General features: G+C 68.9%; 26 protein-coding genes. 12 read left to right on the top strand and 14 right to left on the bottom strand.

The window, feature by feature from the left end; all coding sequences use genetic code 11:
• The first annotated feature begins 322 nt into the window (after nucleotides 1–322).
• From paoA to FBX97_RS08510, 5 genes are all read left to right on the top strand, one after another.
• A complete protein-coding gene (paoA, locus tag FBX97_RS08530) occupies nucleotides 323–985 on the top strand; it encodes an aldehyde dehydrogenase iron-sulfur subunit PaoA (protein ID WP_141830312.1) in 663 nt (220 codons plus the stop codon).
• Nucleotides 982–1935: a xanthine dehydrogenase family protein subunit M gene (locus FBX97_RS08525; protein ID WP_141830310.1), complete on the top strand. Its 954-nt coding sequence runs from the start codon at nucleotides 982–984 to the stop codon at nucleotides 1933–1935. Before paoA ends, FBX97_RS08525 begins: the two co-directional genes overlap by 4 nt.
• Before the next feature lie 10 nt (nucleotides 1936–1945).
• Nucleotides 1946–4147, top strand: a complete 2202-nt coding sequence (gene paoC / locus FBX97_RS08520; protein WP_141830308.1) for an aldehyde oxidoreductase molybdenum-binding subunit PaoC — start codon at nucleotides 1946–1948, stop codon at nucleotides 4145–4147.
• 241 nt (nucleotides 4148–4388) lie between these two features.
• Nucleotides 4389–7475 (top strand): PAS domain-containing protein, encoded by a 3087-nt coding sequence (locus FBX97_RS08515; RefSeq protein ID WP_141830306.1) that lies wholly within the window; start codon nucleotides 4389–4391, stop codon nucleotides 7473–7475.
• A gap of 66 nt (nucleotides 7476–7541) precedes the next feature.
• Nucleotides 7542–8537, top strand: a complete 996-nt coding sequence (locus FBX97_RS08510) for an alpha/beta fold hydrolase (RefSeq protein ID WP_141830304.1) — start codon at nucleotides 7542–7544, stop codon at nucleotides 8535–8537.
• Nucleotides 8538–8545: 8 nt separating this feature from the next.
• Here the strand turns inward: FBX97_RS08510 and mdcH are convergent, their stop codons facing one another.
• From mdcH to mdcA, 9 genes are all read right to left on the bottom strand, one after another.
• Nucleotides 8546–9466 carry a malonate decarboxylase subunit epsilon gene (gene mdcH, locus FBX97_RS08505; RefSeq protein ID WP_141830302.1) on the bottom strand — a complete coding sequence of 307 codons (921 nt, stop codon included), beginning with the start codon at nucleotides 9464–9466 and terminating at the stop codon, nucleotides 8546–8548.
• Entirely contained in the window at nucleotides 9463–10116 is a 654-nt protein-coding gene (locus FBX97_RS08500; protein ID WP_141830300.1) for a malonate decarboxylase holo-ACP synthase, read from the bottom strand. Before FBX97_RS08500 ends, mdcH begins: the two co-directional genes overlap by 4 nt.
• A gap of 13 nt (nucleotides 10117–10129) precedes the next feature.
• Entirely contained in the window at nucleotides 10130–10894 is a 765-nt protein-coding gene (gene madM / locus FBX97_RS08495) for a malonate transporter subunit MadM (RefSeq protein WP_141830298.1), read from the bottom strand.
• Nucleotides 10895–10905: 11 nt separating this feature from the next.
• Nucleotides 10906–11322, bottom strand: coding sequence for a malonate transporter subunit MadL (gene madL / locus FBX97_RS08490; protein ID WP_141830296.1), 417 nt, complete (start codon nucleotides 11320–11322; stop codon nucleotides 10906–10908).
• A 90-nt stretch (nucleotides 11323–11412) separates the two neighbouring features.
• Nucleotides 11413–12228: a biotin-independent malonate decarboxylase subunit gamma gene (mdcE, locus tag FBX97_RS08485; RefSeq protein WP_370457203.1), complete on the bottom strand. Its 816-nt coding sequence runs from the start codon at nucleotides 12226–12228 to the stop codon at nucleotides 11413–11415.
• Nucleotides 12228–13079, bottom strand: coding sequence for a biotin-independent malonate decarboxylase subunit beta (locus FBX97_RS08480; RefSeq protein ID WP_141830292.1), 852 nt, complete (start codon nucleotides 13077–13079; stop codon nucleotides 12228–12230). Before FBX97_RS08480 ends, mdcE begins: the two co-directional genes overlap by 1 nt.
• Nucleotides 13076–13372 (bottom strand): malonate decarboxylase subunit delta, encoded by a 297-nt coding sequence (locus tag FBX97_RS08475; protein WP_141830290.1) that lies wholly within the window; start codon nucleotides 13370–13372, stop codon nucleotides 13076–13078. The genes FBX97_RS08480 and FBX97_RS08475 overlap by 4 nt, the downstream gene beginning before the upstream one ends.
• Nucleotides 13373–13383: 11 nt before the next feature.
• Nucleotides 13384–14247 (bottom strand): triphosphoribosyl-dephospho-CoA synthase, encoded by an 864-nt coding sequence (locus FBX97_RS08470; protein WP_141830288.1) that lies wholly within the window; start codon nucleotides 14245–14247, stop codon nucleotides 13384–13386.
• Nucleotides 14247–15893: a malonate decarboxylase subunit alpha gene (gene mdcA / locus FBX97_RS08465; RefSeq protein WP_141830286.1), complete on the bottom strand. Its 1647-nt coding sequence runs from the start codon at nucleotides 15891–15893 to the stop codon at nucleotides 14247–14249. Before mdcA ends, FBX97_RS08470 begins: the two co-directional genes overlap by 1 nt.
• Before the next feature lie 139 nt (nucleotides 15894–16032).
• Between mdcA and FBX97_RS08460 the strand changes: the two genes are divergently transcribed.
• A complete protein-coding gene (locus FBX97_RS08460) occupies nucleotides 16033–16953 on the top strand; it encodes a LysR family transcriptional regulator (RefSeq protein WP_141830284.1) in 921 nt (306 codons plus the stop codon).
• 18 nt (nucleotides 16954–16971) lie between these two features.
• On the opposite strand, the gene FBX97_RS08455 is transcribed toward FBX97_RS08460, so the two are convergent.
• Complete coding sequence (locus tag FBX97_RS08455) at nucleotides 16972–17514, bottom strand: hypothetical protein (RefSeq protein WP_141830282.1); 543 nt, start codon at nucleotides 17512–17514, stop codon at nucleotides 16972–16974.
• A 168-nt stretch (nucleotides 17515–17682) separates the two neighbouring features.
• Between FBX97_RS08455 and FBX97_RS08450 the strand changes: the two genes are divergently transcribed.
• The 3 genes from FBX97_RS08450 to FBX97_RS08440 are packed head-to-tail and all read left to right on the top strand — an operon-like array spanning nucleotide 17683 to nucleotide 20522.
• On the top strand, nucleotides 17683–19242 hold the full coding sequence (locus tag FBX97_RS08450; protein WP_141830280.1) for an FAD-dependent monooxygenase: 1560 nt from the start codon (nucleotides 17683–17685) through the stop codon (nucleotides 19240–19242).
• A 33-nt stretch (nucleotides 19243–19275) separates the two neighbouring features.
• Entirely contained in the window at nucleotides 19276–20166 is an 891-nt protein-coding gene (locus FBX97_RS08445; protein WP_141830278.1) for a protein phosphatase 2C domain-containing protein, read from the top strand.
• Nucleotides 20139–20522 (top strand): nuclear transport factor 2 family protein, encoded by a 384-nt coding sequence (locus tag FBX97_RS08440; protein WP_141830276.1) that lies wholly within the window; start codon nucleotides 20139–20141, stop codon nucleotides 20520–20522. Before FBX97_RS08445 ends, FBX97_RS08440 begins: the two co-directional genes overlap by 28 nt.
• A 15-nt stretch (nucleotides 20523–20537) precedes the next feature.
• Here the strand turns inward: FBX97_RS08440 and FBX97_RS08435 are convergent, their stop codons facing one another.
• Nucleotides 20538–21371 carry a metallophosphoesterase gene (locus FBX97_RS08435; RefSeq protein WP_141830275.1) on the bottom strand — a complete coding sequence of 278 codons (834 nt, stop codon included), beginning with the start codon at nucleotides 21369–21371 and terminating at the stop codon, nucleotides 20538–20540.
• A 274-nt stretch (nucleotides 21372–21645) separates the two neighbouring features.
• On the opposite strand from FBX97_RS08435, the gene FBX97_RS29545 reads away from it, so the two are divergent.
• The gene (locus tag FBX97_RS29545) at nucleotides 21646–21801 is read left to right on the top strand and encodes a hypothetical protein (protein WP_185748511.1); all 156 of its coding nucleotides are present in this window, start codon (nucleotides 21646–21648) and stop codon (nucleotides 21799–21801) included.
• 29 nt (nucleotides 21802–21830) lie between these two features.
• Here FBX97_RS29545 and FBX97_RS08430 read toward each other — a convergent pair whose 3' ends face one another.
• Together FBX97_RS08430 and FBX97_RS08425 are read right to left on the bottom strand one after the other, a co-directional pair.
• A complete protein-coding gene (locus tag FBX97_RS08430) occupies nucleotides 21831–22727 on the bottom strand; it encodes a DUF817 domain-containing protein (protein WP_141830273.1) in 897 nt (298 codons plus the stop codon).
• 24 nt (nucleotides 22728–22751) lie between these two features.
• Nucleotides 22752–23462, bottom strand: a complete 711-nt coding sequence (locus FBX97_RS08425; RefSeq protein WP_141830271.1) for a hypothetical protein — start codon at nucleotides 23460–23462, stop codon at nucleotides 22752–22754.
• A 201-nt stretch (nucleotides 23463–23663) separates the two neighbouring features.
• Between FBX97_RS08425 and FBX97_RS08420 the strand changes: the two genes are divergently transcribed.
• Both FBX97_RS08420 and FBX97_RS08415 read left to right on the top strand, forming a co-directional pair.
• Nucleotides 23664–24644 carry an aldo/keto reductase gene (locus FBX97_RS08420; protein WP_141830269.1) on the top strand — a complete coding sequence of 327 codons (981 nt, stop codon included), beginning with the start codon at nucleotides 23664–23666 and terminating at the stop codon, nucleotides 24642–24644.
• 75 nt (nucleotides 24645–24719) lie between these two features.
• Nucleotides 24720–25085, top strand: coding sequence for a hypothetical protein (locus FBX97_RS08415; protein WP_141830267.1), 366 nt, complete (start codon nucleotides 24720–24722; stop codon nucleotides 25083–25085).
• Nucleotides 25086–25136: 51 nt separating this feature from the next.
• Here the strand turns inward: FBX97_RS08415 and FBX97_RS08410 are convergent, their stop codons facing one another.
• Complete coding sequence (locus FBX97_RS08410) at nucleotides 25137–25484, bottom strand: hypothetical protein (RefSeq protein ID WP_141830265.1); 348 nt, start codon at nucleotides 25482–25484, stop codon at nucleotides 25137–25139.
• Nucleotides 25485–25515 lie beyond the last annotated feature (31 nt).

Below are 25515 nucleotides of genomic sequence, written 5' to 3'. Positions count from 1 at the left end.
TAATGTAAGGAAATAATGCACCTGTGTTGATTTACCCGCAAGCCCGCCCTGAGCAGGCGCAACACACGCGCCCCACGGTCGCACCTATCGATACCGCTCATCGTCAACTAAGCGTCAAATTGAGCAATTGATGAGTGGCATTCATAACCCTATACAAATAAGACACCATTTGTGCGCTGCGGCAGAGGCTACCATCGGGTAAGTTGGTCGTTTGGCAACCGTGTGGAGCCTGCGACCCAATTGCCATTAATATGATGAATGTGACGAAGTCTGCAATATTGACAATCGGGCACGTGACCCATCAATAAAAAGGAAAGCACCCATGGACGACCCCAGCGATATCAACCAGACCCGGCGCGGCCTCATGATCGGCGGTGCGCTGTCGGTGACCGCGGCGGCAATGCCCGGCGTCGGCGCCGCCCAGACGGCCGGTCCCGGCATCACCCCGGCTCCTGCGGCCGTGACGCCGGCGCCGGTGACCCACAAGGTCGCGCTGCGCGTCAACGGCCAGCGTGTCGAAGCCAATGTCGACACCCGTACCACGCTGCTCGACCTGCTGCGCGAGCACCTGCACCTGACCGGCACCAAGAAGGGCTGCGACCAGGGCCAGTGCGGCGCCTGCACGGTGCTGCTCGACGGCCGCCGCGTGAATTCCTGCCTGAGCCTGGCGGTGATGCACGAGGGTGCCGAAGTGACCACCATCGAAGGCCTGGGCACGCCCGAGAAGATGCACCCGATGCAGACCGCCTTCGTCAAGCACGACGGCTACCAGTGCGGCTACTGTACCCCCGGCCAGATCTGTTCGGCCGTGGCGGTGCTGGACGAGATCCGCAAGGGCCAGCCGAGCCACGTCACCGGCGACATCACGCAGCGCCCGCTGCTGTCGGTCGACGAGCTGCGCGAACGCATGAGCGGCAACATCTGCCGCTGCGGCGCCTACTCCAACATCATCGACGCCATCACCGAAGTGGGAGGCAAGGCATGAAGGCATTCACCTATCAACGTCCGACCAGCCCGGCGGAAGCCGCGGCCGCGGTCATGAAAGTACCGGGTGCGCGCTTCATCGGCGGCGGCACCAACCTGCTCGACCTGATGAAGCTCGAGATCGAGACGCCGGCCCACCTGGTCGACGTCAACGGCATCGGCATGGACAAGATCGAGCCGACCCGCGACGGCGGCCTGCGCGTGGGCGCCCTGGTCCGCAATGCCGACCTGGCCGCCGACATGCGCGTGCGCCGCGACTACGGCGTGCTGTCGCGCGCGCTGGTGGCCGGCGCCTCGGCCCAGCTGCGCAACAAGGCAACCACCGCCGGCAACCTGCTGCAGCGCACCCGCTGCGCCTATTTCTACGACCCCTACCAGCCGTGCAACAAGCGCGTGCCGGGCAGCGGCTGTTCGGCCATCGGCGGCTACACCCGCAGCCACGCGATCGTCGGCCAGAGCGAGGCCTGCATCGCCACCCACCCGAGCGACATGGCGGTGGCCATGCAGCTGCTGGACGTGAGCATCGAAACCGTGCGTCCCGACGGCAGCGCGCGCGTGATCCCGATCGCCGACTTTTACCGGCTGCCGGGCAACACCCCGCACATCGAGAACAACCTGGCCCCGGGCGAGCTGATCACGGCGGTGACGCTGCCCAAGCCGCTGGGCGGCAAGCACTTCTATCACAAGGTGCGCGACCGCGCGTCGTATGCGTTCGCGCTGATCTCGGTGGCGGCAGTGGTGCAGCCGGACGGCAGTGGCCGCGTCGCCCTGGGCGGCGTGGCGCACCGGCCGTGGCGCGTGGCGGCGGCGGACCAGGCGATGGCGCAAGGCGCCCAGGCGGTCACCGCGCAGCTGCTGGCCGGCGCCCGCACCACCGAAGACAACGCTTTCAAGGTGCCGCTGGTGCAACGCACCCTGGCATCGGTGATGGCCGAAGCACGCAAGGCATGAAAGGGACACCATGAAATTCACGACACCCGCCACCACCAATCCGATCGACCGCCTGAAGGTCGTCGGTAAGCCGACCGACCGCATCGACGGTCCGCTGAAGACCACCGGCACCGCGCCCTACGCCTACGAGCAGCACAAGGTGGCGCCGAACGCCGCCTACGGCTACGTCGTCGGCGCCAGCATCGCCAAGGGCCGCATCAAGTCGATCGACACCACCGACGCCAAGCGCGCACCGGGCGTGATCGCCATCGTCACCTACGAAAACGCCGGCAAGCTGCAGAAGGGCGACTACAATACCGCCCACCTGCTGGCAGGACCCCAGGTCGAGCACTACCACCAGGCCGTCGCGCTGATCGTCGCCGACAGCTTCGAGCAGGCGCGCGCCGCCTCGACCCTGCTGCGCGTGAGCTATGCCAAGGAGCAGGGCCAGTACGACCTGGAAAAGGCCAAGGAAACCGCCAAGAAGCCGAAGGAGAAGGACAAGCCGGACACCCGCGCCGGCAACTTCGAGGGCGGCTACGCCAAGGCCCCGGTCAAGTTCGACGCCACCTACACCACGCCCGACCAGTCGCACGTGATGATGGAGCCGCACTCGTCGATCGCCATCTGGAACGGCGACAAGCTGACCCTGTACACGGCCAACCAGATGATCAACTGGGGCAAGAAGGACCTGGCCAAGACCCTCGGCATCCCCGAGGACAACGTGCGCCTGGTCTCGCCTTACCTCGGCGGCGGCTTCGGCGGCAAGCTGTTCCTGCGTTCGGAAGCGGTGCTGGCGGCGCTCGGCGCCCGCGCGGCCGGCCGTCCGGTCAAGGTGCAGCTGCAGCGCGCGCTGATGTTCAACAACACCACGCACCGTCCGGCCACCATCCAGCGCATCCGCATCGGCGCCACCCGCGAAGGCCGCATTACGGCGATCGCCCATGACAGCTGGTCGGGCGACCTGCCGGGCGGCCAGCCGGAAACCGCGGTCAACCAGACGCGCCTGCTGTATGCCGGCGCCGACCGCCTGACCACGATGCGCCTGGCCACGCTGGATCTCCCGGAAGGCAACGCGATGCGCGCCCCGGGCGAGGCGCCGGGCATGATGGCGCTCGAAATCGCGATGGACGAGATGGCCGAGAAGCTCAAGATGGACCCGGTCACCTTCCGCGTCATCAACGACACCACCGTCGATCCGGAAGACCGCAAGCGCAAGTTCTCGCAGCGCCGCTTCGTCGACTGCATGCGCATGGGCGCGGAGCGCTTCGGGTGGAGCAAGCGCAACGCCAAGCCGGCGCAGGTGCGCGACGGCCGCTGGCTGGTCGGCATGGGCGTGGCCTCGGCCTTCCGCAACAACATGAACATGAAGTCGGCGGCGCGCGTGCGCCTCGAGCGCGACGGCATGATCACCGTCGAAACCGACATGACCGATATCGGCACCGGCAGCTACACCATCATCGGCCAGACCGCGGCCGAGATGCTGGGCGTGCCGCTGGCGCGCGTCAATGTGCGCCTGGGCGACTCGGCGTACCCGGTGTCGTCGGGTTCGGGCGGCCAGTGGGGCGGCAACAGCTCGACCGCGGGCGTGTACGCGGCCTGCGTCAAGCTGCGCGAAGCGATCGCGCAAAAGGCGGGCGTCGATGCCGCCCAGGCCGACTTCAGCGACGGCAAGGTCTCCGGCGGCGGCAAGGCCACCGACCTGCGCGAGCTGGCGTCGCAGGGCGAGATCGTCGGCGAGGACACCATGGAGTACGGTGACCTCGACAAGAAGATGCAGCAGTCGACCTTCGGCGCCCACTTCGTCGAAGTCGGCGTCGATGCCGCCACCGGCGAGATCCGCGTGCGCCGCATGCTCGCCGTGTGCGCGGCCGGCCGTATCTTGAATCCGAAGGCGGCACGCAGCCAGGTGATCGGCGCCATGACCATGGGCGTCGGCGCGGCGCTGATGGAGGAACTGGTGGTCGACAAGCGTATCGGCTACTTCGTCAACCACGACATGGCCCTGTACGAGGTGCCGGTGCACGCCGACATCCCGCACCAGGAAGTCGTGTTCCTCGACGAGACCGATCCGACCAGTTCGCCGATGAAGGCGAAGGGCGTGGGCGAACTCGGTATCTGCGGCGTGGCGGCGGCGGTCGCGAATGCGATCTACAACGCCACCGGCGTGCGCGTGCGCGACTATCCGGTCACGCTCGACAAGCTGCTGCCGAAGATGCCGGTTGCCGTCTGATCCTGCCGATCAGGTGATCATCAGGTAGTACCCGGGCGGGCCCGGCGTGCAATGCATGCCGGGCCCGTGTCGTTTTCGCACCAAAAACGTGATGGAAAGATGTTTCAAATTGGAAATAAGTAATATAATTGACGAAATTGATGAGCATGTCGGCGTATAGGCTGATCATGCTCATTTCCGTTAGTAAACATTAGAATTCGTCCATCATCTTTCGCCCTTGCAGGCGCTTTTTGCTTACCCCATGACAGATCAAGACCGGCCCCCCATCACGACTTCCGACGGCATCGTCGAACGCGCACTGCGCGACGGCGCCTGCGCACTCGGACCGATGGACGCGTGGCCGGTAGCCTTGCGCTATGCCGTCCGCTTCCTGCTTGACAGCGGCAGCCCGGCCTTCCTGGTCTGGGGACCGGAATCGCGCCTGCTGTACAACGATGCCTGCCTGCCGCACCTGGCGCAGCGCCATCCGCAGGCGCTGGGCCAACCGCTGGCGCAGGGCTGGCCGGCGCTGGCGGCAGCGCTGCAGCCGGTGCTGGCACAAGTGCTGGCCGGCGCCGCGCTGCAGGTCGAGCCGCCTGGGCTGGGCGCCCGGCTGGCGCTGGCGCCGCTGCGCGATCTCGACGGCACTGCATGCGGTGTCAGCTGCGCGCTGCTGCACAGCGTCGCGGTCGACGGCCACGATCCGCAGTTCCGCGCGATCGCCGACGCTATCCCCCAGATGGTGTGGTCGACGCTGCCCGACGGCCGCCACGATTACTTCAACCGGCGCTGGTACGACTTCACCGGCGTCGCCGAGGGCGAATCCGACGACGAGCGCTGGAGCGCGATCGTGCACCCGGACGACCGGGCGCGCACCTGGGAGGTGTGGCGCCGTTCGCTGGAAACCGGGGCGCCCTACGAGATCGAGTACCGCCTGCGCCACGTCAGCGGCGAATACCGCTGGACGCTGGGCCGCGCGCTCCCGGTGCGCGACGACGCCGGACGCATCGTGCGCTGGCTCGGCACCTGCACCGATACCCACGAGCACAAGGCCAACCAGGCGGCCCTGCACGACGCCCGCCTGCGCCAGGAAGCCGCGCTGGTGGCGGCCGACATCGGCACCTGGACCTACGATGTCCGCGCCGACCGCGTGTATGCCGACCGCAACCTGGCCACGATCTTCGGTGGCACCGAGACCGCCGTCGGCGGCCCGCTCGCCCAATACATGGAAGCGATCCACCCCGACGACCTGGAACGAGCGCGCGAGGCGATACAAACCACCATCGCCACCGGCCAGGCCTTCGAGCAGCGCTACCGCGTGCGTGCGGCCGACGGCAGCTGGCGCCATGTGCTGGCGCGCGCCAAGCTGACCCGCGACGAGGCCGGCCATGCGGCCTGGATGCCCGGTGTCGCGCTCGACATCACGCGCCAGCAGGAAGTCGAGGACGCGCTGCGCGCCAGCGAGGCGCGTTTCCGGCGCCTGGTGGATGCCAACGTGATCGGCATTTTGCGCTATCGCCTCGACGGCAGCATCATCGACGCCAACCAGTCCTTTCTCGACATGCTCGGCTACAGCCGCGCCGACGTCGAGGCGGGCCGGCTGTCTTCCAGCGCGCTCACGCCGCCGGATTGGAAGGCGGCTAGCGAGCGCGCGGTCGCCCAGCTGCGCCGGACCGGGCGCATGGACAACCTGATCAAGGAGTACTACCGCAAGGATGGCAGCCGGGTCAGCGTGCAGATGGGCGCGACGATGGTCGACGAAGGCGCGACGGATGACAACGCCGAGGGCATCGCCTATGTGGTCGACATCTCGCCGATCCGTGAAGCCCAGCTGGCGCTGGCGCGCAGCGAGGCGCAGTTCCGCGCGCTGGCCGACAACATCCCGCAGCTGGCGTGGATGACCGAGGCCGACGGCCGCGTCTCGTGGCACAACAACCGCTGGTACGAGTACACGGGCACGACACCGCAGGAAAACTGCGGGCCCGACTGGAAGAAGGTACACCACCCCGACTACGTCGACACGATGGTGGCCAAGTACCTCGACCACATCCGCCGCGGCGTGGTGTGGGAAGACACTTTCCAGCTGCGCGGGCGCGACGGCAGCTACCGCTGGTTCCTGTCGCGCGCGGTGCCGCTGCGCGACGAAGCCGGCGTGATCCAGCGCTGGTTCGGCACCAACACCGACATCACCGAGCAGCGCGAAGCGGCCGAGACGCTGCGCGAAGCCGACCAGCGCAAGGACGAATTCCTGGCCATGCTGGCGCACGAATTGCGCAACCCGCTGGCGCCGATCGCCGCGGCGGCCGATTTCCTCACCATCGGCAATCCGGACCGGGCGCGCCTGCGCGAGGTGACCGCCGTGATCGCGCGCCAGGCCGGCCACATGACCGGCCTGATCGACGACCTGCTCGACGTGTCGCGCGTGACGCGCGGCCAGGTGACCCTGGACCAGGCGCCGGCCGCGATCGGGACGCTGGTCGCCGAGGCGGCGGAACAGGTGCGGCCGCTGGTCGAAGCGAAGGGCCATGTACTGACGCTGGAGCAGGCGCCGGACACCGTGCAGGTGTATGGCGACCGCAAGCGCCTGGTGCAGGTGTTCGCCAACCTGCTCGGCAACGCCGCCAGGTACACCCCGGAGGGCGGCCATATCGCGGTACGGATCGACGTCCGCGGGGACGAGGTCGACGTCGAGGTGCTCGACGACGGCATCGGCATGTCGGCGCAGTTGCTGGCGCGCGCCTTCGAGCTGTTCTCGCAAGGCGAGCGCAGTGCCGACCGTTCGCAGGGTGGGCTCGGGATCGGGCTGGCGCTGGTACGCAGGCTGGTCGAGTTGCATGGCGGCCGGGTCAAGGCCGCCAGCGACGGGCCGGGCCAGGGCAGCCGCTTCAGTGTGACCCTGCCGCGCCTGCGCCAGCATGCCGCCGAGGCGGCGCCCGACGACGACGAGGGAGTGGCGCCCGCTGCGGCCGGGTTGCGCGTGCTGATCGTCGACGACAACATCGACGCCGCCCAGATCCTGGCCATGTTCATCGAAGCGCTCGGCCACCGCGCCGACGTGCTGCACCGTCCGAGCGAGGCGCTGGACTACGTGCGGGGCGTGCGCCCCGACCTGTGCGTGCTCGACATCGGGCTGCCCGAATTCGACGGCTACGAGCTGGCCGCGCGGCTGCGGGCGATGCCGGGACTCGAGAACCTGCCGCTGGTTGCGCTGAGCGGCTACGGCCAGGCCCAGGACAAGGAAAAGGCGCTGGCGGCCGGCTTCGACCGCCACGTGGTGAAGCCGATCCAGGGCAACGACGTGATGGCGCTGCTGGCCGACGCCGAGCGTGCGCGTGCGGCGAAGCCGTGATTTTTCGATAGCTTCCAGAGCGGGCTTTGCGGATAGTATGGCGGATTGTCCGTTTGTGGAGCGCCCATGCATCGTATCGTCCCTGGTCTCATGCTCTTTGGCGTAGCCGGCAGCGTCACTGCCGCCGCTATCAACATTGAACAGCATGCATTCGCCCATCCCCAGCAATTGGTCGATATCGGCGGGCGCCGCCTGAATCTGTACTGCAGCGGCACCGGTCCGGTGACGGTGGTATTCGACGCGCCGAGCACCGAGGGCGGCTGGAGCTGGCACGCGGTGCAGCCCGAGGTGGCGAAACGTACGCGCGCCTGCGTGCATGACCGTGCGGGCCTCGGGTTCAGCGACCCGTCGCCGCTGCCCGGTACGTCCGCGAATGCGGTGGCGGACCTGCATGCGCTGCTGGCAAAGGCCGGCATCGCGCCGCCCTACGTCATGGTCGGTAGTTCCTACGGCGCGAACAACGTCCAGCTGTACGCCTACCGTTATCCCGACGAGGTGAAGGGTCTTGTGCTGGTGGACGCACCGCACGACGACGAGACCGACCGCCTCGACAAGGTCACGCAGGGAAAGCTGAAACAGGCGATGGCGCCGATGGATGCCTTCATGCGCCAATGCGCACAGGCAGGGCAGCGCGGCTGGTCGCTTGGCGCCGAGGGCTTCGTCGACTGTACGGGTGGCACCGGCGAGTTGTACGGCCGCGAACTGGCGGCGGCGCGCCTCGCCACGATGGCCCGGCCCACCTATTGGCAGGCGCTGGTGTCTCAGATGGACGGCGGCGACGCCAGCGCGGAACAGTTGAAGGCCGCGCGGCGCAGCTATGGCGACCTGCCGATGGTGCTGCTGGTGCGCGGCATCAGCCCGTATGCGGTGCCGGGCCGGCCGCAGAGCGCCCTGAACAAGGCCACCGAGGCCGAGCACCTGGCGATGCAGAAGGAGCTGGCGGCGTACTCGACACGATCCAGTGTGCGCGTCGTGCCTGGGGCCGGCCACGTGATCCAGGACTTCAAGCCGGACGCCGTGGTACAGGCGGTGAACGAGGTGCTGGGACAGCTCGGTCGATAGCGAGTGCGTCAGGCGTTGCGGACTGCGCTCGCCAGGCTGTCCAGCCGTACCCCTTCGCAGCTGAGCGCGACCCCGTCCGGGAATTCCGGCGCGGTCAGCTTCGTCAGCACCGAGCCGCTCGGCATTTCCAGTGCCAGGCGCGCACCGCGTTCCCAGGCGTGGCGCACGGTGTCGGCCCACAGGACCGGATGCGCCATGTTGGCCGCCAGGTCGGCGCCGATGCGGCGGCCGTCGAACAGGGCGCGCGCGGCGCTGCTGCTGATATAAGTGATGCGCGGGCGGCCGAGGGGCACCTGGTCCATGGCGCAGGCCAGCGTGCGTGCCTGTTCGTCGAACAGCTCACAGTGCGAGGGAACCGCGACCGCCAGCCGTTCGGCGCGCTGGGCGCCGTGTTCGAGCGCCAGCGCGGCGACGGCATCCATGGCGGCGTGGGCGCCGGCGATGACGATCTGGCGCGGCGCATTCAGGTTCGCCAGGTAGACCGGCGCCGCGGGGCCGTGCACCTGCATCACCAAGGGTTCGAGTTGCTGGCGCGTCAGGCCGCCGATGGCCGTCATGCCATAGCCGGACGGGTAGGCGTCTTCCATCAGGCGCGCGCGCAGTTCGACCAGACGCACGGCATCGCTGAAGTCCAGCACGCCGGCCGTCACCGCCGCCGGCCAGGCGCCGATGGAAAGGCCGGCCACCATCTGCGGTCGGGCGTCGTGGGCGCCCAGCACGCGCGCCATGGCGACGCCGGCCACCAGCAGGCAGAGTTGCACGGCCACCGTGGAGCGCAGCGCCGCATCGCTGTCGAGGGTGGCGACGTCGCGCCCGAGCGCAGCCGAGGCTTCCTCGAGCGTGCGTCCGGTCTCGGGATGCTGGGGCAGCGCATGCAGCATGCCCGGCTTTTGGGCGCCCTGGCCGGGAAAGGTGAACAGGACGCTCATGCAGCCGCCCGCGTATGCCAGGGATCGGCCACCAGCAGCGGGCCGCCGGCCGTCTTCAGCATGACGCGGCCGCCGCGCAGGTATTCGCCGAGGGCGAAGCCGGCGTGGCCGGTGTCGAGCTGGATGTCGATGCGGCAGGCGGCACCGGCCTGCAGCGCCGCCAGGGCCGCGATCACGCCAGGTGCCGGCGGTTGCGGGGCACGCACCAGCAGATCGAGGTCGCTGTCAGGGCGCAGCACCGGCAGGCCGCTCGCCAGCCAGAAGCCGGCGCCGCCGGCCGGCCCCCATGCCAGGCCCAGCGCATGCAGCCGCGGGGCCAGGCCGAGCAGCGCGGCGATGCAGGGCAGGCGGTCGGCCGCGGCGCGCAGGTCGAGCGCTGGCCCTTTGATCACCGCCGCGGCCAGCTGCTCGGGGGTGACGCAGCGGGCCACCGCGTCCGCAGCCAGGGTGCCGCCGCAGCGCTGCTTGCGCAGCGGGCCGCGGGCGCCGACCGGGATCCGGCCGGCGGTAACGGTATCGCGGCGCACCACCAGCGGCGCGCGGGCCAGCCAGGCGCCGTCGTCCAGCCAGTCCGGCCGCGCGCCGGCCGCGACGAACCCGTCCGGCGCGCTGGCGAACAGCAGGTCGTGCGGACGCCAGGACGGGTGCATGGCCGTGCACACTTCAGGCCACCAGCGCGCGCGTCGCGAAGAACAGCAGCGACGGTCCGAGCAGGCAACCGAGGCCGGTGTGGAAGGTCGCGACCAGGGCGCCGTAGGGCACCAGGCGACGGTCGGTGGCGGCCAGGCCGGCCGAGACGCCGCTGACGGTACCGGCCAGGCCGCCGAACACCATCGCCGAGCGCGGCGTGCCGAGGCGCAGGAAGCGCGCCGCCATCGGCGTGCCGACCATCACGATGATTGCCTTGACCAGGCCGGTGGCGATGCTGAGGGCGATCACCTCCGAGCTGGCACCGATCGCCGCGCCGGTCACCGGGCCGACGATGTAGGTGACGGCGCCGGCGCCGATGGTGGTGATGCTGACGGCGTCGCGGTAGCCGAAGGCGTAGGCCACGCTGGCGCCGACCACGAAGGGCAGCAGGGTGCCGAGCAGCAGCGCGAACACGCCGATCAGGCCGGCCTTGCGCGCTTCGACCACCTGCACCTCGAAGGCGGTGGCGACGATGGCGAAGTCGCGCAGCATGGCGCCGCCCATCAGGCCGATGCCGGCGAACAGCGAGACGTCGGCCAGGCCCTGCTTGCCGCCGGTCTGGATGCCGCCCCAGTAGGCCAGGCCGAGGCCGATCAGGATTGCGATTGCCGAGCCGTGGACGCGGCCGAAGGTGAGCTTCTTGGACAGGAACATCGACACCAGCATCACCAGGCCGACCAGGGCGAAGGCGGTGACCAGGCCATTGTGCTTGGCGGTTTTTTCGAGCAGTTCGAGCATGATGGTCTCCTTCAGGCGTGGCGCGGGTCGATGCCCGGTTCGGTGTCGGCATCCGCACCCGCGGTGGCGGGGGCCGGACGTTCGCTGCGGTTCAGCAGGGCGATGCAGCAGGCGCAGGCGGCCACGCTGGCGAAGGCGGCCAGCAGCGCTACCGGGCCGCCGCGCAGGGCCGCTACCACGTTCTGGCTGGCGGCCATGGCCACCACCACCGGGATGTACATGGCGCCCCAGAAGGCGACGCCCATTTCGGTATGCTCGGGCATCAGGCCGCGCTTGTGCATGTAAAGCCTGGCACAGATCAGCAGGATCATGGCGATGCCCACTCCGCCGACGTTGGTTTTGGCGCCCAGCAGCGCCCCGAGCAGGTCGCCCAGGAAGATGCCGAGCAGGTGGCACACGGCCAGCAATGCGGTTCCGTAGATAATCATGTCGTCTCCTCTTCATTCAAGAAAAAAGGTGTGCGCCGGCGTATTGTGTTATTGAGTGGCGCGGTCGCTTGCAATCGGGTCAGGGGTTCGTCAGTCGGCGGCCTCCCATTGCGTCTCCAGCAGTTCACGGACCCGGCGCGAGGCGGCGCGGTGCTGTCCCTGCAGCCGTTTGGCCAGGCCACGTTCCGGGTCGTCGCGGATGTCGGCCAGCGCCGCTTCCAGCGCGCCGTGCACCAGCGCCAGGTCCTGCTCGTCCGGCAGCGCCAGGTTGGTCAGCTGCAGCACCTTCCACAGGATGCCGAGCGAGGCGTAATTCTTGATGTCGTAGGCCATCGGCGGCACTTTCTCGGCCAATTGCTCCAGCGCTTCCACGGTGCGCAGCGTGACGCGCGCGGCCGAGGCCTTGCCCATCGCATGCACCATCACGCCCGGGTCGTCGAGTGCGATCAGGCGGTTGGCCTGGTAGCCGTGGGCCAGGAAGGCGCCCGACATCGCCAGGCCGACCACCAGCCCGATCACCGGATGGCCGGCCAGGCGCGCCTGGGCATAGGCGCCGGCGGCGCCGGCCAGCGCCTGGTGGATGCCGTAAGCCTCCTCGCGCCGGCCGTAGGCCTGGCTCGGCACGTCGATCACGGCGACGATCGGGCGCTTGACCGGGGCGTCGCAGTCCTGCGCGATCGTTTCCTGCACCGCCTGCGCCAGCTGCCAGCCTTCGACCAGGCCGACTTCGCCGTTGCGGGCGCGCGGGAAGCGGTTATCGGGATCGGGTACGACGGCGATCCAGCGCGCCGGCTGGCCGGCCAGCGGTGCATCGCAGACCTGGACCGAGGGCCAGTCGTGCAGTGCACGGGCACCGCCGGTGAGCAGGCGCAGCCACATGGCGCCGCGGGTGGTTTGCTGTCCCATCATGCTTCTCCTTTGGTGTAGACGGCACGGACGTCGGCCGGCGTTGGCTGGGACTCGGTGTCCGTCCCTGCCAGCGCGGCCAGGTACTCGCCGGCCCGTTCGCTGCGGTGGCGCGCCGGCACGCCGCGTGCGAACAGGCTCGCCACGGTAGCACGGATGGCGGCGCTGTCGTCGTCGACGCAGGCGTCGGCCAGGCCGGTGGCGGCGCGCTGCTCGCCGCCGGTGAGGCCCCAGATCAGCGCGCGGTTGCGGGCGTCGAATTCGGCCACGCCGGCTTCCTGCTCGATCACCTGCGGGCCGTTCAGGCCGAGGCGCGCCTCGCGCGTGACGACCAGGTACGAGCACAGCCCGGCCGCGATCGACATGCCGCCGTAGCAGCCGACGGTGCCGGCGCTGACCCCGATCACCGGCCGGTAGCGGCGCAGGTCGACGATGGCGGCCTGGATCTCGGCGATGGCGGCCAGCCCGAGGTTGGCTTCCTGCAGGCGCACGCCGCCGGTCTCGAACAGGATCACGGCCTGGGTCGGGGTGCCGCGCCGGTTGTCGCGCGCCGCCAGTTCCAGCGCGCCGGCGATCTTGGCGCCGCCGATCTCGCCCATGCTGCCGCCCTGGAAGCCGCCTTCGATGGCCAGCACCACGGTCGGCGCGCCGTCCAGGGAGCCCTTGGCCACGACCACGCCGTCGTCGGCCTGGGTGACCAGGCGCTGCATCGCCAGCCAGGGCGAATACAGGCGCTCGAACGGGCCGGCCAGCTCGCGGAAGGTGCCGGGGTCGAGCAGCGCCTGCGCGCGGCTGCGGGCATTGCGCTCGATGAAGCTGTCGCGCTGCAGGAATTTGTCGATGTCGGTCATGATTTCACTTCCTCGAAGGCTTGTTCGATGCGCATCCGCACCACCCCCGGCGTGGCGCCGTTGTCGTTGATCTCGATGCGCGCCGCCGGCAGCGTGCCCGGGCCGAGCACCCGCTCCAGCAGCGCGGTCCAGTTGCCGCCGTAGCCGTCGACCGAAGTCTGGACGGCCACCGTGGTGGTGCCGGCCTGGCCCGGCTCCAGCAGTACTTCGAGGTCGCCCGAGGCGACCACGCCGGTGACAGTGCGCCCCTGCGCCGGCTGGCCGGCGGCGAAGCTGTATTCGAGTTTTTCCATTCTTGTCTCCTCTAGTCCCGTATGGTGTCGATGCGGTCGAGCAGTAGGGCCGCCGCCAGCAGGTCGGCGGCACCGCCGGGCGACACGTGCAGCCGGCGCATGCGTGCTTCCAATCCGCGCAGCGCCCTGCGGCCGTGCGGCGTGGCGATGCCGCCCAGCGCCAGCACGCGCCGCGCACCGGACTGGGTCGCCTGCAGGGCGTGGCGGCCGCCGCGCGCCAGCAAACAGGTGTCGTCCAGCGTCGTCATGATCGCCAGCAGGGCGTTCACGCGCGCCTGCGCTTCGCCGTCGCCGCGGGCGCGCGACAGGCGCAGCATCGGCAGCGCGGCCCCGATCACGGCCGGGAAGCCGGCTCTGGCCTGGCCGCGGGCACCACCGACGCCATGGGTGCGGCAGGCCAGTTCGCCCTTGTTGCCGGTGCTGGCCGGTGCGCCCGGGTCGTCGATGCAGGCCAGCAGGCCGGCCTGGTGGGCGATGGCGGCGGCGTCAATCCCGGTGCTGCGCGCGGCGGCGGTCACCAGCAGGCCGAGCGCCCAGATCGCGCCGCGGTGGGTATTGACGCCGCCGGTGGCCGCCATCATCGCGGCTTCCGCCTCGCGGCCGATGGCGCCGATGCGGCGCCGCAGCAGCGCCGGATCGTCGATCCCGGCGCCGGCTTCAGCCATGCGCAGGAAGGCGGGGTGCAGCGCGCAGGCCGAGCGGCACATCAGCAGCCAGGTGAGGTCGCTGTGGGCGCCGCTGCCGCGCATGTCGACCAGGCCGGGCTTCGGGGTCAGCATCGCTTCGTCGACCAGGGCGTCTACCGCCAGGCCGGCGAGCTGGGCGGCACGCAGCGTGTCGCGGGCCGCGTGGCGGAGGGAATTCAGCGCCGTCATTACCAGCTCCTGAACTTGGCGGGCGGCTGGTACAGGCCATCCGACCAGTCGACCAGTTCGGCGATGCTCTTGGCCGCCAGCAGCGAGCGGGTGGCCTGGGCGCGCTGTACGCCGATGTCTTCGGGCAGGGCGATCAGGCCCTGTTCGCGCATGCGCGGCGTGTCCTTCGGATCGTGGCGCAGGCCGATCGGCGTGATGCCGGCCACCGCCGCCAGCATCGCCTTGCGCTCCTCCAGCGAGCGCGCTTTATATAGATAGGCGATGCCTTCCTCGGTCAGCACGTGGGTGACGTCGTCGCCGTAGATCATCACCGGCGCCAGCGGCATGCCCGACTTGCGCCCGACCTCCACGGCATCGAGCGATTCGACGATGGTCGGCGCACTGCCGTCCTGGAAGGTCTCGACCATCTGCACCACCAGCTTCTTGCCGCGCTGCAGCGGGTCGTCCGTCTCCACCAGGTCGAGCCAGGCCGGGGTGGAGTGACGGCGGCCGTGCGGATCGTGGCCCATGTTGGGCGCGCCGCCGAAGCCGGTCAGGCGGCCGTGGGTGACGGTGGAGGAGTTGCCCAGGCCATCCATCTGCAGCGTCGAGCCGATGAACAGATCGACCGCGTACTGGCCGGCCAGCTGGCAAAAGGCGCGGTTCGAGCGCATCGAACCGTCGCGGCCCGTGAAAAAGATATCGGGACGGGCGGCGGTATAGGCTTCCATGCCGAGTTCCGCGCCGAAGCAGTGCACGCTCTCGACCCAGCCCGATTCGATCGCCGGGATCAGGGTAGGGTGCGGGTTCAGGGTCCAGTTGCGGCAGATCTTGCCCTTCAGGCCGAGCTGCTCGCCATAGGTCGGCAGCAGCAGTTCGATCGCCGCCGTGTTGAAGCCGATGCCGTGGTTCAGCGACTGCACCTGGTGGCGCTCGTAGACGCCACGGATCGCCATCATCGCCATCAGGATGTGCACCGGCTTGATCAGGCGCGGGTCGCGCGTGAACAGCGGCTCGATATAGAAGGGTTTGTCGGCCTGCACCACGAAGTCGATCCAGGAGCCGGGAATGTCGACGCGCGGCAGGTCTTTCGGGTCGTCGACGATCTCGTTGACCTGGGCGATCACGATGCCGTCGCGGAAGGCCGCGGCTTCGACCAGGGCCGGCGTGTCCTCGGTGCTGGGACCGGTGTACAGGTTGCCGGCGCGGTCGGCCTTGTAGCCGGCCACCATCACGACATTCGGCGCCAGGTCGACGTACAGGCGGGCGTACAGTTCGATATAGGTGTGTAGGGCGCCGACCTGCAGCGTGCCCTCCTGCAGGAATTGCGAGATGCGCAGGCTCTGGGCGCCGGCATAGGCGAAATCGAGTTTGCTGGCGATGCCGCGCTCGAACAGGTCGAGGTGCTCTGGCAGGCTGACGCTGGGCTGGATCATGTGCAGGCCATTTACCCGGCCGGGGTCGACCTGTACCAGCGCGCGCGCCAGGAAATCGGCCTGCTTCTGGTTGTTCCCTTCGAGGACCACGCGGTCGCCGCTGACCACCAGCCGTTCCAGCGCTTCGACCATGCGCGAGGTAGCGATGACGGGACCCTCGGCCAGGTGGCGCACGGCGTCGATGCGGCGCTGCTTTTCCTGGCGCCGCGTGTCCCAGCGTTTGCTTTCCATGTTGTCTCCCTTGTATGGTGCGTTTGAACACAGCATAGGAAGCCCGGCCTGCCACTTCAATCAACGCGGATGCCGATTGTTTACCCTCAGGTTAACGATTGGAGTAAGCTTCGCGGGGCCGCGCCCGGAGACGAAAGCGATGATCGACGAAGAAGTTACGTTAAAGAAACTGGAAGTGTTCCTGGCCTTCATGCGCCTGCACAGCCTGTCGCGCGTGGCGGAGGAGCTCGGCCAGAGCACGGTCAGCGTGCACCGTGCGCTGCACACGCTGGAAGAGGGCTTGCGCTGCCCGCTGTTCCGGCGCGAAGGCCGCAACCTGGCGCCGCTGCCGGCCGCCTTCGCCTTTGCCAAGCACGCCCAGCGCGCCGTTGCCGAGACCGAGGAGGGCATCCGCAAGGTGCGCGAGATGGCCGGTTTCGCCGGCACCCGCCTCAAGATCGGCTCGCTGTACTCGCTGACGCTGCGCTGTATTCCGCGGCTGCTGATGGGTCTCAAGCTGCGCCGGCCGGAACTGCAGATCGACCTGACGCTGGGCTCGAACCAGGAATTGCTGCGCAGTCTGGACGAAGGACGGCTGGACGCCATCGTGATCGGCCTGCAGGGCGCGCCCGAGGATCCGCAATTGCTGGCGGTGCCGCTGTTCGAGGACGAGGTCTACCTGGCGGCGCCGCTCGGCTCGCCGTACGCGGGCCAGGCCGCGGTCGACCTGCGGGCCTTGAAGGACGAGAAGTTCGTTACCCTGGGCGATGGTTTCGTGACGTCGCACAGCTTCGAGCATGCGTTCCGCCAGGCCGGCTACGTGCCGCAGACGGTGCTGCGGGTGAGCGACATATTCTCGCTGATGAACCTGGTCGGCGGCGGCATGGGCTACAGCCTGCTGCCGGGACGGGTCGCCGGCTTCAGTGCGCGCGTCGATCTGCTGCCGCTGGACGAGCGCTATGCCTCGCACCAGACCATCACGCTGCTGCTGGCGCGTACCCGCGAGCGCGATCCGAACCTGCTGGCGCTGGCGGCCGAGTGTCGCATGTACGGCGCGCGCCGGCTGGAACTGCCGGCCTGAGGCGCCGGCCAGCAGCTCTTACTCGGGCGTCAGGCCCAGTTTCTCTTCGAACAGCTTGCGGTACAGGGTGCTGATCTCGGGCGGCACCTTGCGCACGTATTCCTCGGCCTTGCGGCGCTGTTCGCCCTCCAGGCTCCCGAAAAAGGCGAGCGCTTCGTGGGCGCTGGGCGCGCGTTCGCTGACCTTGGCGAACTTGGCCGGTAGCGCGGTCCAGACCACGGCATCGAGTTCGTGCGCGCGCATCCACGCGGCCACGCGCGGGTCTTCGGGGCCGCAGGGGTTCGGGATGCTGCCCACCCATTGCGGATACTCGGGCCGGATCTTTTCGCGCTGGCGCAGCATCTCGCGCGCGGTGGCGAGGTCGCCCGTGTCCAGCAGCGCCCAGTAGGTCGGCATCGGCGGCGCCGCTTCGTGCATCACCACGGCAAGTTCGTCGCTGTCGTCGCTGTCGCGCACGAATTCCAGCGGCAGCAGCGGACCGTCGGGGTGCCATTCGGACGCCAGCCTGAGTTCCCGCGGTTCCCAGATCAGCGAACCCCAGGCGATACACGCTATTCTCACTTCGTTCTCCCTGAAACGGCCGCAAGCCTATCCTTGCGGACCCGACAGTCATATTCTACCCAGTCGCATGTAACGCACTGTTTCGCTGCGGTGCGGGCCGCGCGGGCGAACCCTTGGCGTTCGAAATTGTCAATACAATAAGGTGCTGTCACCGACACGGAGGCACGAATGGACGAGACCGAGGTATTGATTGCCGGCGCCGGACCGACCGGGCTGGTGCTGGCCTTGTGGCTGACGCGGCTCGGCATCCGGGTGCGCATCGTCGACAAGGGCGAGGGACCGGGCGCGACCTCGCGCGCGATGGCGGTCCAGGCGCGTACGCTGGAACTCTACCGCCAGCTCGACCTCGACCGGGAAGTGGTCGAATCCGGCTTGCGCAACCCGGCGGTCAACGTCTGGGCCCGCGGCCGCCACCGCGCGCGCCTGGATTTCGGCGATGCCGGCACCCGGTTGACGCCGTTTCCCTTCGTGCTGATCTTTCCGCAGGACCGCCACGAGCGCCTCCTGATCCGCCACCTGGAAGCCGCCGGCGTGCGCGTCCAGCACCGCACCGAACTGCTCGGTTTCGAGGAAGTGAACGACGGCACCGGTACCCGCGTGCTGGCGCACCTGCGCGGCCCGGACAGCGAGCAGACCTGCGCCGCCCAGTGGCTGGCCGGCTGCGACGGCGCCCATTCGGTGGTGCGCCACGGGCTCGGCACCGGCTTCGAGGGCGGCACCTACGACCAGGTGTTCTACGTGGCCGACGTCGAATGCGAGGGTGCGGCGGCCGACGGCGAAATCCACCTGTCGCTGGAGCATGCCGACTTCGTGATCCTGCTGGCGTACACCACAACCGGCCTGGGGCGGCTGATCGGGGCAGTGCGCCTCGACCGAGCCGACGGCAACGAGGCCGGCCACGCGCTGCAGTTCGAGGACGTGCGCCAGCACGCGATTACCAGCCTCGGGCTGCAGGTGCGCAAGGTCAACTGGTTCTCGACCTACCGCGTGCACCACCGCGTCAGCGGCCGCTACCGGCGCGGACACGCCTTCCTGGCCGGCGACGCCGCCCACGTGCACAGCCCGGCCGGCGGCCAGGGCATGAATACCGGGATCGGCGACGCCGTCAACCTGGCCTGGAAGCTGGCCGCCGTGCTGCGCGGGCGGGCGCCCCAGGCCCTGCTCGACACCTACGAGGCCGAGCGCATCGCCTTCGCGCGCAAGCTGGTCGAGACCACCGACCGCGTGTTTTCCCTCGTCACCAGGCAGAGCAACGCGGCCGACTTCGTGCGCACCCACGTGGTGCCGCTGTTCGCCTCGGCCGCGTATGCGATCGGGCCGACGCGCGAGTTGATGTTCCGCGTGCTGTCGCAGACCGCGATCCACTACCACGACAGTCCGCTCAGCGAAGGCATGGCCGGCCAGGTGCGCGGTGGCGAACGCCTGCCCTGGATCGGCCACGAAGGCCCCGACAACCACGCGCCGCTGGCTTCGATCGACTGGCAGGCGCACGTGTACGGCGAAGCGGCGGCCGACCTCGGCGCCTGGTGCCGCGACGCCGGGTTGGCGCTGCACGTCTATCCGTGGACCCAGGCCTGCTACGACGCCGGCCTGGCGCGCGACGCCACCTATCTGGTACGGCCGGACGGCTACATCGCGCTGTGCGATCCGGCCGGTGCGCCGTCGCGGCTGGCGCAGTACTTTGCCGCCCGCGGGATCCTGCCGCATGCTCCCCGACCTCATGTATAGTGATTGCACTGTGCAACGAGGCGGGGCGTGCGGATGGCGTGGACGGCAGTATCGGGAGCTGGGAGCAACGGGGCAAACGAGGATCTGGTTGTGGTGCGCGTCCACGGCGGGACGACCGACATCCTGGTGCTCGACGGTGCGACCTCGGTGGCCGGGCGCGGCTACGTCGATGCCGATGGCGGCGACGTCGCCTGGTTCGTGCACGCCTTCGCCGCGGCGCTGGAGCCGCACCTCGATGCGTACACGCCGCAGGATGCCGCGGTGGCGGCCGCCGTCGATGCCGTCGGCGCCGGCTATGCGCGGCTCGGGGCCGCCGCCGCTGCGCCGCCCCACGCCTGGCCGATCGCCGCGCTGACCTGGATCCGCATACAGCAAGACCAAGCCCGGCTGTTCTGCCTGGGCGACTGCAAGACCCTGCTGCGCCTGGCGGATGGCACCGTGCGCGACCTCGACCCCTGGATCAATCCGCAGGAAGCCGTACTGCAGCGCGTGCTGGCGGCGCTGCCGGCCGACCCCGCCGAGCGCAAGGCGCGCCTGCTGCCGCTGCTGCGCGCGCGCCGCGAAGAACAGAACCTGGCAGCCGCACCTTCCGTGCTGTGCCTGCGGCCGGCCGGCCCGTTCGCGGCGCGCCGCATCGTGCTGCAGCTTGCGCCCGGGGCCTGCCTGCTGGGCATGACCGACGGCTTCTATCGCCTCGCCGACCCCTACGCCATGTACACGCCGGCAGCGCTGTTCGACGCCTGCCTGGCGCGCGGACTCGATGCCATGCTGGCCGAGCTGCGCGCCGCAGAGCGCGGCGGCGGGGCGGCCGGCCTGTCGGTAAAAGCTGCCGACGACGCCTCGGCCGTCCTGTGGAGCGCGGCGCCAACGATTTCCCACAACCCGAAGGAGCATGCATGGACAACGCAAGCCGCAAGGCCGTGATCGAACGCTACCTGGCCGCCTACAATGCCTTCGACATCGACGGCATGCTGGCCGTGCTGACGCCCGATGTGCGTTTCGAGAACGTCGCCGGCGGGACGGTCAACGCCGAAGCGAGCGGCATCGACGCCTTCCGCAGCCTGGCCGAGCAGGGCCGCCGGCTGTTTTCGGCGCGCGCGCAGCGGCTGGGCGGTCTGGCCTTCGACGGCGACACGGCCTACGCGGACATCGACTGGCGCGGCACCTTCGCAGTCGACGTGCCGGACGGCCCGCGCGCCGGCACCACGCTCGAGCTGCGGGGCCACTCGGCGTTCACGTTCGTGGGCGAGCGCATCGCGAAGCTGGTCGACCGCAGCTGAACGTCAGCGGCCGGTTCAGAGTTCGATCGCGAGCTCCGGCCGGAAGCCTTCCTGCTCGCCCTTGCTCAGGTAGCCGAGCGGATTGGCCACCACGCGGCACGCCCACGCCCGGCCATCGAGGCTGCCCTCGACCGTGTAGTCGTTGAAGCAGTGCAGGTGGCCGTGCAGCCACAACTGCGCATGCGGGAACAAATCGTCGAGCGCGTTGCAGAAGCCGGCCGTGCCCGGCGTCAGGCCGTAGCGCGGGTCGGCGCTGAGCAGGCTCGGTGCGTAATGGGTGACCGCGACCGTGGTGCCGTCGAACGGCGTCGCCAATGCCGCGCGTAGCCAGGCCTGGCAGTCCAGCGACAGCGTGCGCTGGGCTTCGGCCAGCATCGGCACGCCATCTTGCAGCGTGGTGTTCTTGCTGAGGTAATAGTTGGCGGCGCGGAAGGCCTTCTCGCGCGCCTTGAGCTGGCGCGCGAGTTCGGTCTCGCGGCTGGCCAGTGCATCGAAGTCGGCCCACAGCGTGGTGCCGATGAAGCGCACGCCGCCGATGACGACCGTTTCGCGGTCCAGCCATTCGATGCCGAGGGCGGCGCAGGTGGCGCGCAGGCGTGCGTAGGCGGCGTCGTAGTCGAGCGAATCGAATTCGTGGTTGCCCGGGATGTACAGGACCCGTGCGCGTTGTGCCCCGGGGCGGCGCGGCGAGAACCGTCCGAGGCCGAAATCGTCGTCCTGCAGGCGTGAGTTCGACTGGTAGGAACCGATGTCGCCGGCCAGCACGACGACGTCGGTGTCCGGCGCGATCTGCGGTTGGAAGTCGGGGTAGCGTTCGAGATGGAGGTCGGAAAAAAGCTGTATGCGCATCCGCCTAGTATAAGGCCCGTGGCCGAAAACACACGAAATCCGACCTAAATCAAATTCATGTTGCTTGGGCATGGTTTTCCGCACGCCGTGGGTGTAACCTGATTCTTTCGCCACGTAAATTTCGGTTGCGGTTCCGGGGTCGGTGGCGAAAAACGGCACGGTGGATGCGGCGTGCAACCGGTCAGCGTTTTGACCGCGCCGGGTTCCATTCGTGTCGCGCGTAAAGTTGGCTTCGTATTATGATTGGCTATTCATCATGCATGAAAGGACCTCCATGAAATCCGATCCAGGTTTTCGTCTCTCCCGTTTCGCCGAGCAGAAACAGCGTGCGCGCCGCGTGCGTATTGGCGTGATGCTCGTGTTGTGCGCACTGCCGGTAGCGGTGGCCTTTGCCAGCATCCCGACGCTGCTCGAAGTCGCTTCGATGTAACGGGCGCGGCCTCCCGGCCGCGCTCTGTGTCAAGCCTCGGGCACGTGAATACGCGCCTTGATGTGCTTCAAGTTCGCCACGATCGTGAACGTCATGATCACCAGCAGCGACCACGAACTCCATTTGCTCACATGCACCGCCGACCACGCGCCCAGCTGGTTCGGATAGCGCCATAATCCCCAGAACGTGCTCAGGTTTTCCGCGAGCCAGATAAAGAATCCGATCAGCACGAAACTCAGCACCAGCGGCATGCGGCGCTCGCGGTCGAGCGGGCGGAACACCACCGTGGTGCGCGCATACAGGCCGAGCGCACAAGCTGCCAGGTACCAGCGGTAGTCGCCGATCGCATGGTGGGTAAAGAAATTGGCGTAGATCGCCAGCGCCACCAACGCCGCCATCCAGTGCGGCGGGTGATGGCGGATGCGCAGGTCCAGCAGCCGCCAGGCCTGGATGATGTAGCTGCCGACCGCCGCGTACATGAAGCCGGAAAACAGCGGCACGCCCAGCAGCTTGGTGTAAGCGACATCCGGATAACTCCATGACTGCACGCTGGCGGACGTCTTGAAGGCTTCGAGCGCGAAGCCGACCGCGTGGAACAGGCAGACCGCCTTCAGTTCATCCCGGGTTTCCAGGCCGGTGCCCAGCATCCACGCCTGGATCGCCAGCGCCGCCACCAGCAGCACGTCGTAGCGCGGCAGGCCGAGGATGCCGGCACGCGGTACCAGCGCCACCGCGGCGAAGAACAGGCCGGCGAACAGGCAGGCGCGCGCTTCCTTGATCCCGAAGGCGAGGAATTCGGCGCCGGCACGGCGCCAGCCGTCCACCGCGCGTGCGCGGGCGTCGACCAGGCGCGCATCGAAGGCGGCCAGCAGGCCGCCGGGGACGCGCACTGCGGTGCGGGCAAACAGGGCGGCGATGGGGCGCATGGGATGAGCGGAAGTGGCGACCGCTCATCCTTGCACAGTTTGCACCTTGCCGCAACGTGCCTCGTGGCGTCCGTGGTGGTGGCTGCGGCGGCCGCCGAAGGCTTCGTCGCACAGGGCGTCCAGCGCGGCGCGGGCGCCGTCCGTATCGCAGGCGCAGGCGCCGGCGGCGACGGCGGCGCCGTGCAGGATCGCAGCCGGCAGTACCGTCTGCGCCAGGCGGCCGCCCATCACCTCGCGCGCGTAGGCGCGCACGCGCGCCAGGTCGGCATCCGCCAGCGTGCCGTCGTCGGTGACGGCGGCGAACAGCACGCGCAGGTCCGGGTTGAACATGCGCGCCGCATTCAGGCGTGCAATCAGGCGGTAGTGGTGCGCCGGGTCGGCGTCGGCGGCGGCGATCGGCACCAGGGCGACCTGCGCTGCGACCAGGGCGCTGCGGCATTCCGGGCTGTCGCAGCTGCCGGCGCCGACCAGCACGTCGTCGTGGCGGGTGCCACTATTGCCGTCGAGTTCGCGCGCCAGGCGCTCGCCGAAACCCATGCCGCGCAGCCCCAGCACGTCCGGCAGCGGACGCAGGTGGGTGGCCGCGCGTGCCCGTGCCCAGGCGCGGCAGGCCTGCTCGGGTGCGGCGTCGACCAGCAGGACGCGGCGGCCGGCGCGGCGGCAGGCCACGGCGAGGTTCTCGGCCAGCAGGCTGTCGAGCGTGCCGCCGGTTTCGCTGGCGATGACGGCGATCATGCGCGGCTCCGCAGCGGGCAAATGGACAAGGGAATCGTTGACATCGCATGTTCCTGGCTGTTGAGGAAGACCCAGTCTGCGCCGCTGGCCGTAAAAAAAGTCTAAAAAACGCACCCCTGCGTCTATACGGGAACGTAAACCGGACCTTGCCGGCAAGCCGGCGCGCGCTCTGGTAAGGTGGACGTTTTACGAGAGGCGAACATGCAATACAAACGACTTGGCAACACCGGCCTGCAGGTCTCCCAGCTGGCCCTCGGCTGCATGACCTTCGGCGTGCCCGAGCGCGGCACCCATCCCTGGACCCTGAACGAAGACGACAGCCGGCCGATCATCCGCCGCGCCGTCGAGCTGGGCATCAACTTCTTCGACACCGCCAACATGTACTCGGACGGCACCAGCGAGGAAATCGTCGGGCGCGCCCTGAAGGAATTCACGCGGCGCGAGGACACCGTGATCGCGACCAAGGTCTACTACCCGATGGGCAAAGGGCCGAACCGTGGCGGCCTGTCGCGCAAGGCGATCATGACCGAGGTCGACGCCAGCCTGCGCCGCCTCGGCACCGACTACATCGACCTGTACCTGATCCACCGCTGGGACTACGACACCCCGATCGAGGAAACCCTGGAAGCGCTGCACGACGTGGTCAAGGCCGGCAAGGTGCGCTACCTGGGCGCGTCGTCGATGCACGCCTGGCAGTTCGCCAAGGCGTTGTACCTGGCCGACCGCCATGGCTGGACCCGTTTCTCCACCATGCAGAACCACCTGAACCTGCTGTACCGCGAGGAAGAGCGCGAGATGCTGCCGCTGTGCGTGGCCGAAGGCGTGGGCGTGATTCCGTGGAGTCCGCTGGCGCGCGGCCGCCTGACGCGCGACTGGGACGAGGCCAGCAAGCGCTCGGATACCGATGACTACATGCGCAAGCTGTACGCCGCCACCGAAGACGCCGACCGCCGCGTCGCCGAAGCGGTGAAGGCTGTGGCCGAGGCGCGCGGCATTCCGCGTGCCCAGGTGGCGATGGCCTGGGTGGCACAAAAGGCCGGCGTGACGGCGCCGATCGTCGGCGCTTCCAAGCTGTCGCACCTGGAAGACGCGGTGGCCTCGCTCGAGGTGCACCTGACGGCGGACGAGATCGCCCGGCTGGAGGCGCCGTACGTGCCGCACGCCGTGGCCGGTTTCGTGTAAGCCACCAGGAATGCCTGTTACGGTTTGGAACAAATTCGAAGCGTACGCCGGCCCCGCTGGCGTTACGCTTCGAGCATGAACTTCAGCTTTCTTTCACCCGACGGCGGGCCTTGCATCGTCAAGCTGTGGGCCAGCGGCCGCTATGGATTCTCGTTGCCGAAGAAGGTCGAGATCACCACGGCTGCCGGCACCACCTACGTGTTCCTGCATACGAACAGGGACGGCGATGTCGGGATCGGTAAACGCGCGCTGGTCAACCTGGCGATCGCCCAGTTCCTGCGCGGCGACCATGGAGGCGCCGACGCGGTCGAGATCGACCCGAGCGTCGTACCGTACGATGGGCCTCTGGCCTCGGTCAAGCCGGACACGCCGCGCGCACCCTTGCGGGTAAGGCCGGGCAAATCGCATGCGCGGACCCGGGCGACGCCGGTGGCAGGCTGAGATTACCCCGGTGCGGCAAGCAGCGGCCGCCTGCCCGGCGTGGGCGCCGTTTCAGTTGACGCACTGGGTGGCCGTACCGCGGCCGGTCGGCGCGAAGCATCCGCTGTGGGTGTCGGCGCAGACGTTGCCGGTCTCCCTTTCCACGCACTCGCTCTGGCATTGGCTGGAGGTCTTGCAGGATTTGCCGCCATCGTTCGTGGACAGCGCGCAGTACTTCACGATGTTCTGCGGCCCGGCAAAGATCCACTCGCCGCCACGCGCGACACATTCCGGTTCGGTGCTGGGCAGCGGCGCTTTTCGGACCGTTTCCTGCGGCGCCTGCGCCGCCCAGCCGGCAATGGCGAGCGCGCCGGCAGCGGCGAACAGCGAGATTCGCCTGCGTGCCGAGCGATCGATCACGGCTGCAACCCGTAGGAGTCGATGAATTGTC

It is taken from the genome of Herbaspirillum sp. SJZ107 (genome assembly GCF_006715485.1).
GTDB lineage: Bacteria > Pseudomonadota > Gammaproteobacteria > Burkholderiales > Burkholderiaceae_D > Telluria.
The sequence above is the reverse complement of the archived record's forward strand: the minus strand, read 5'-3'. Positions and strand labels throughout refer to the sequence as shown.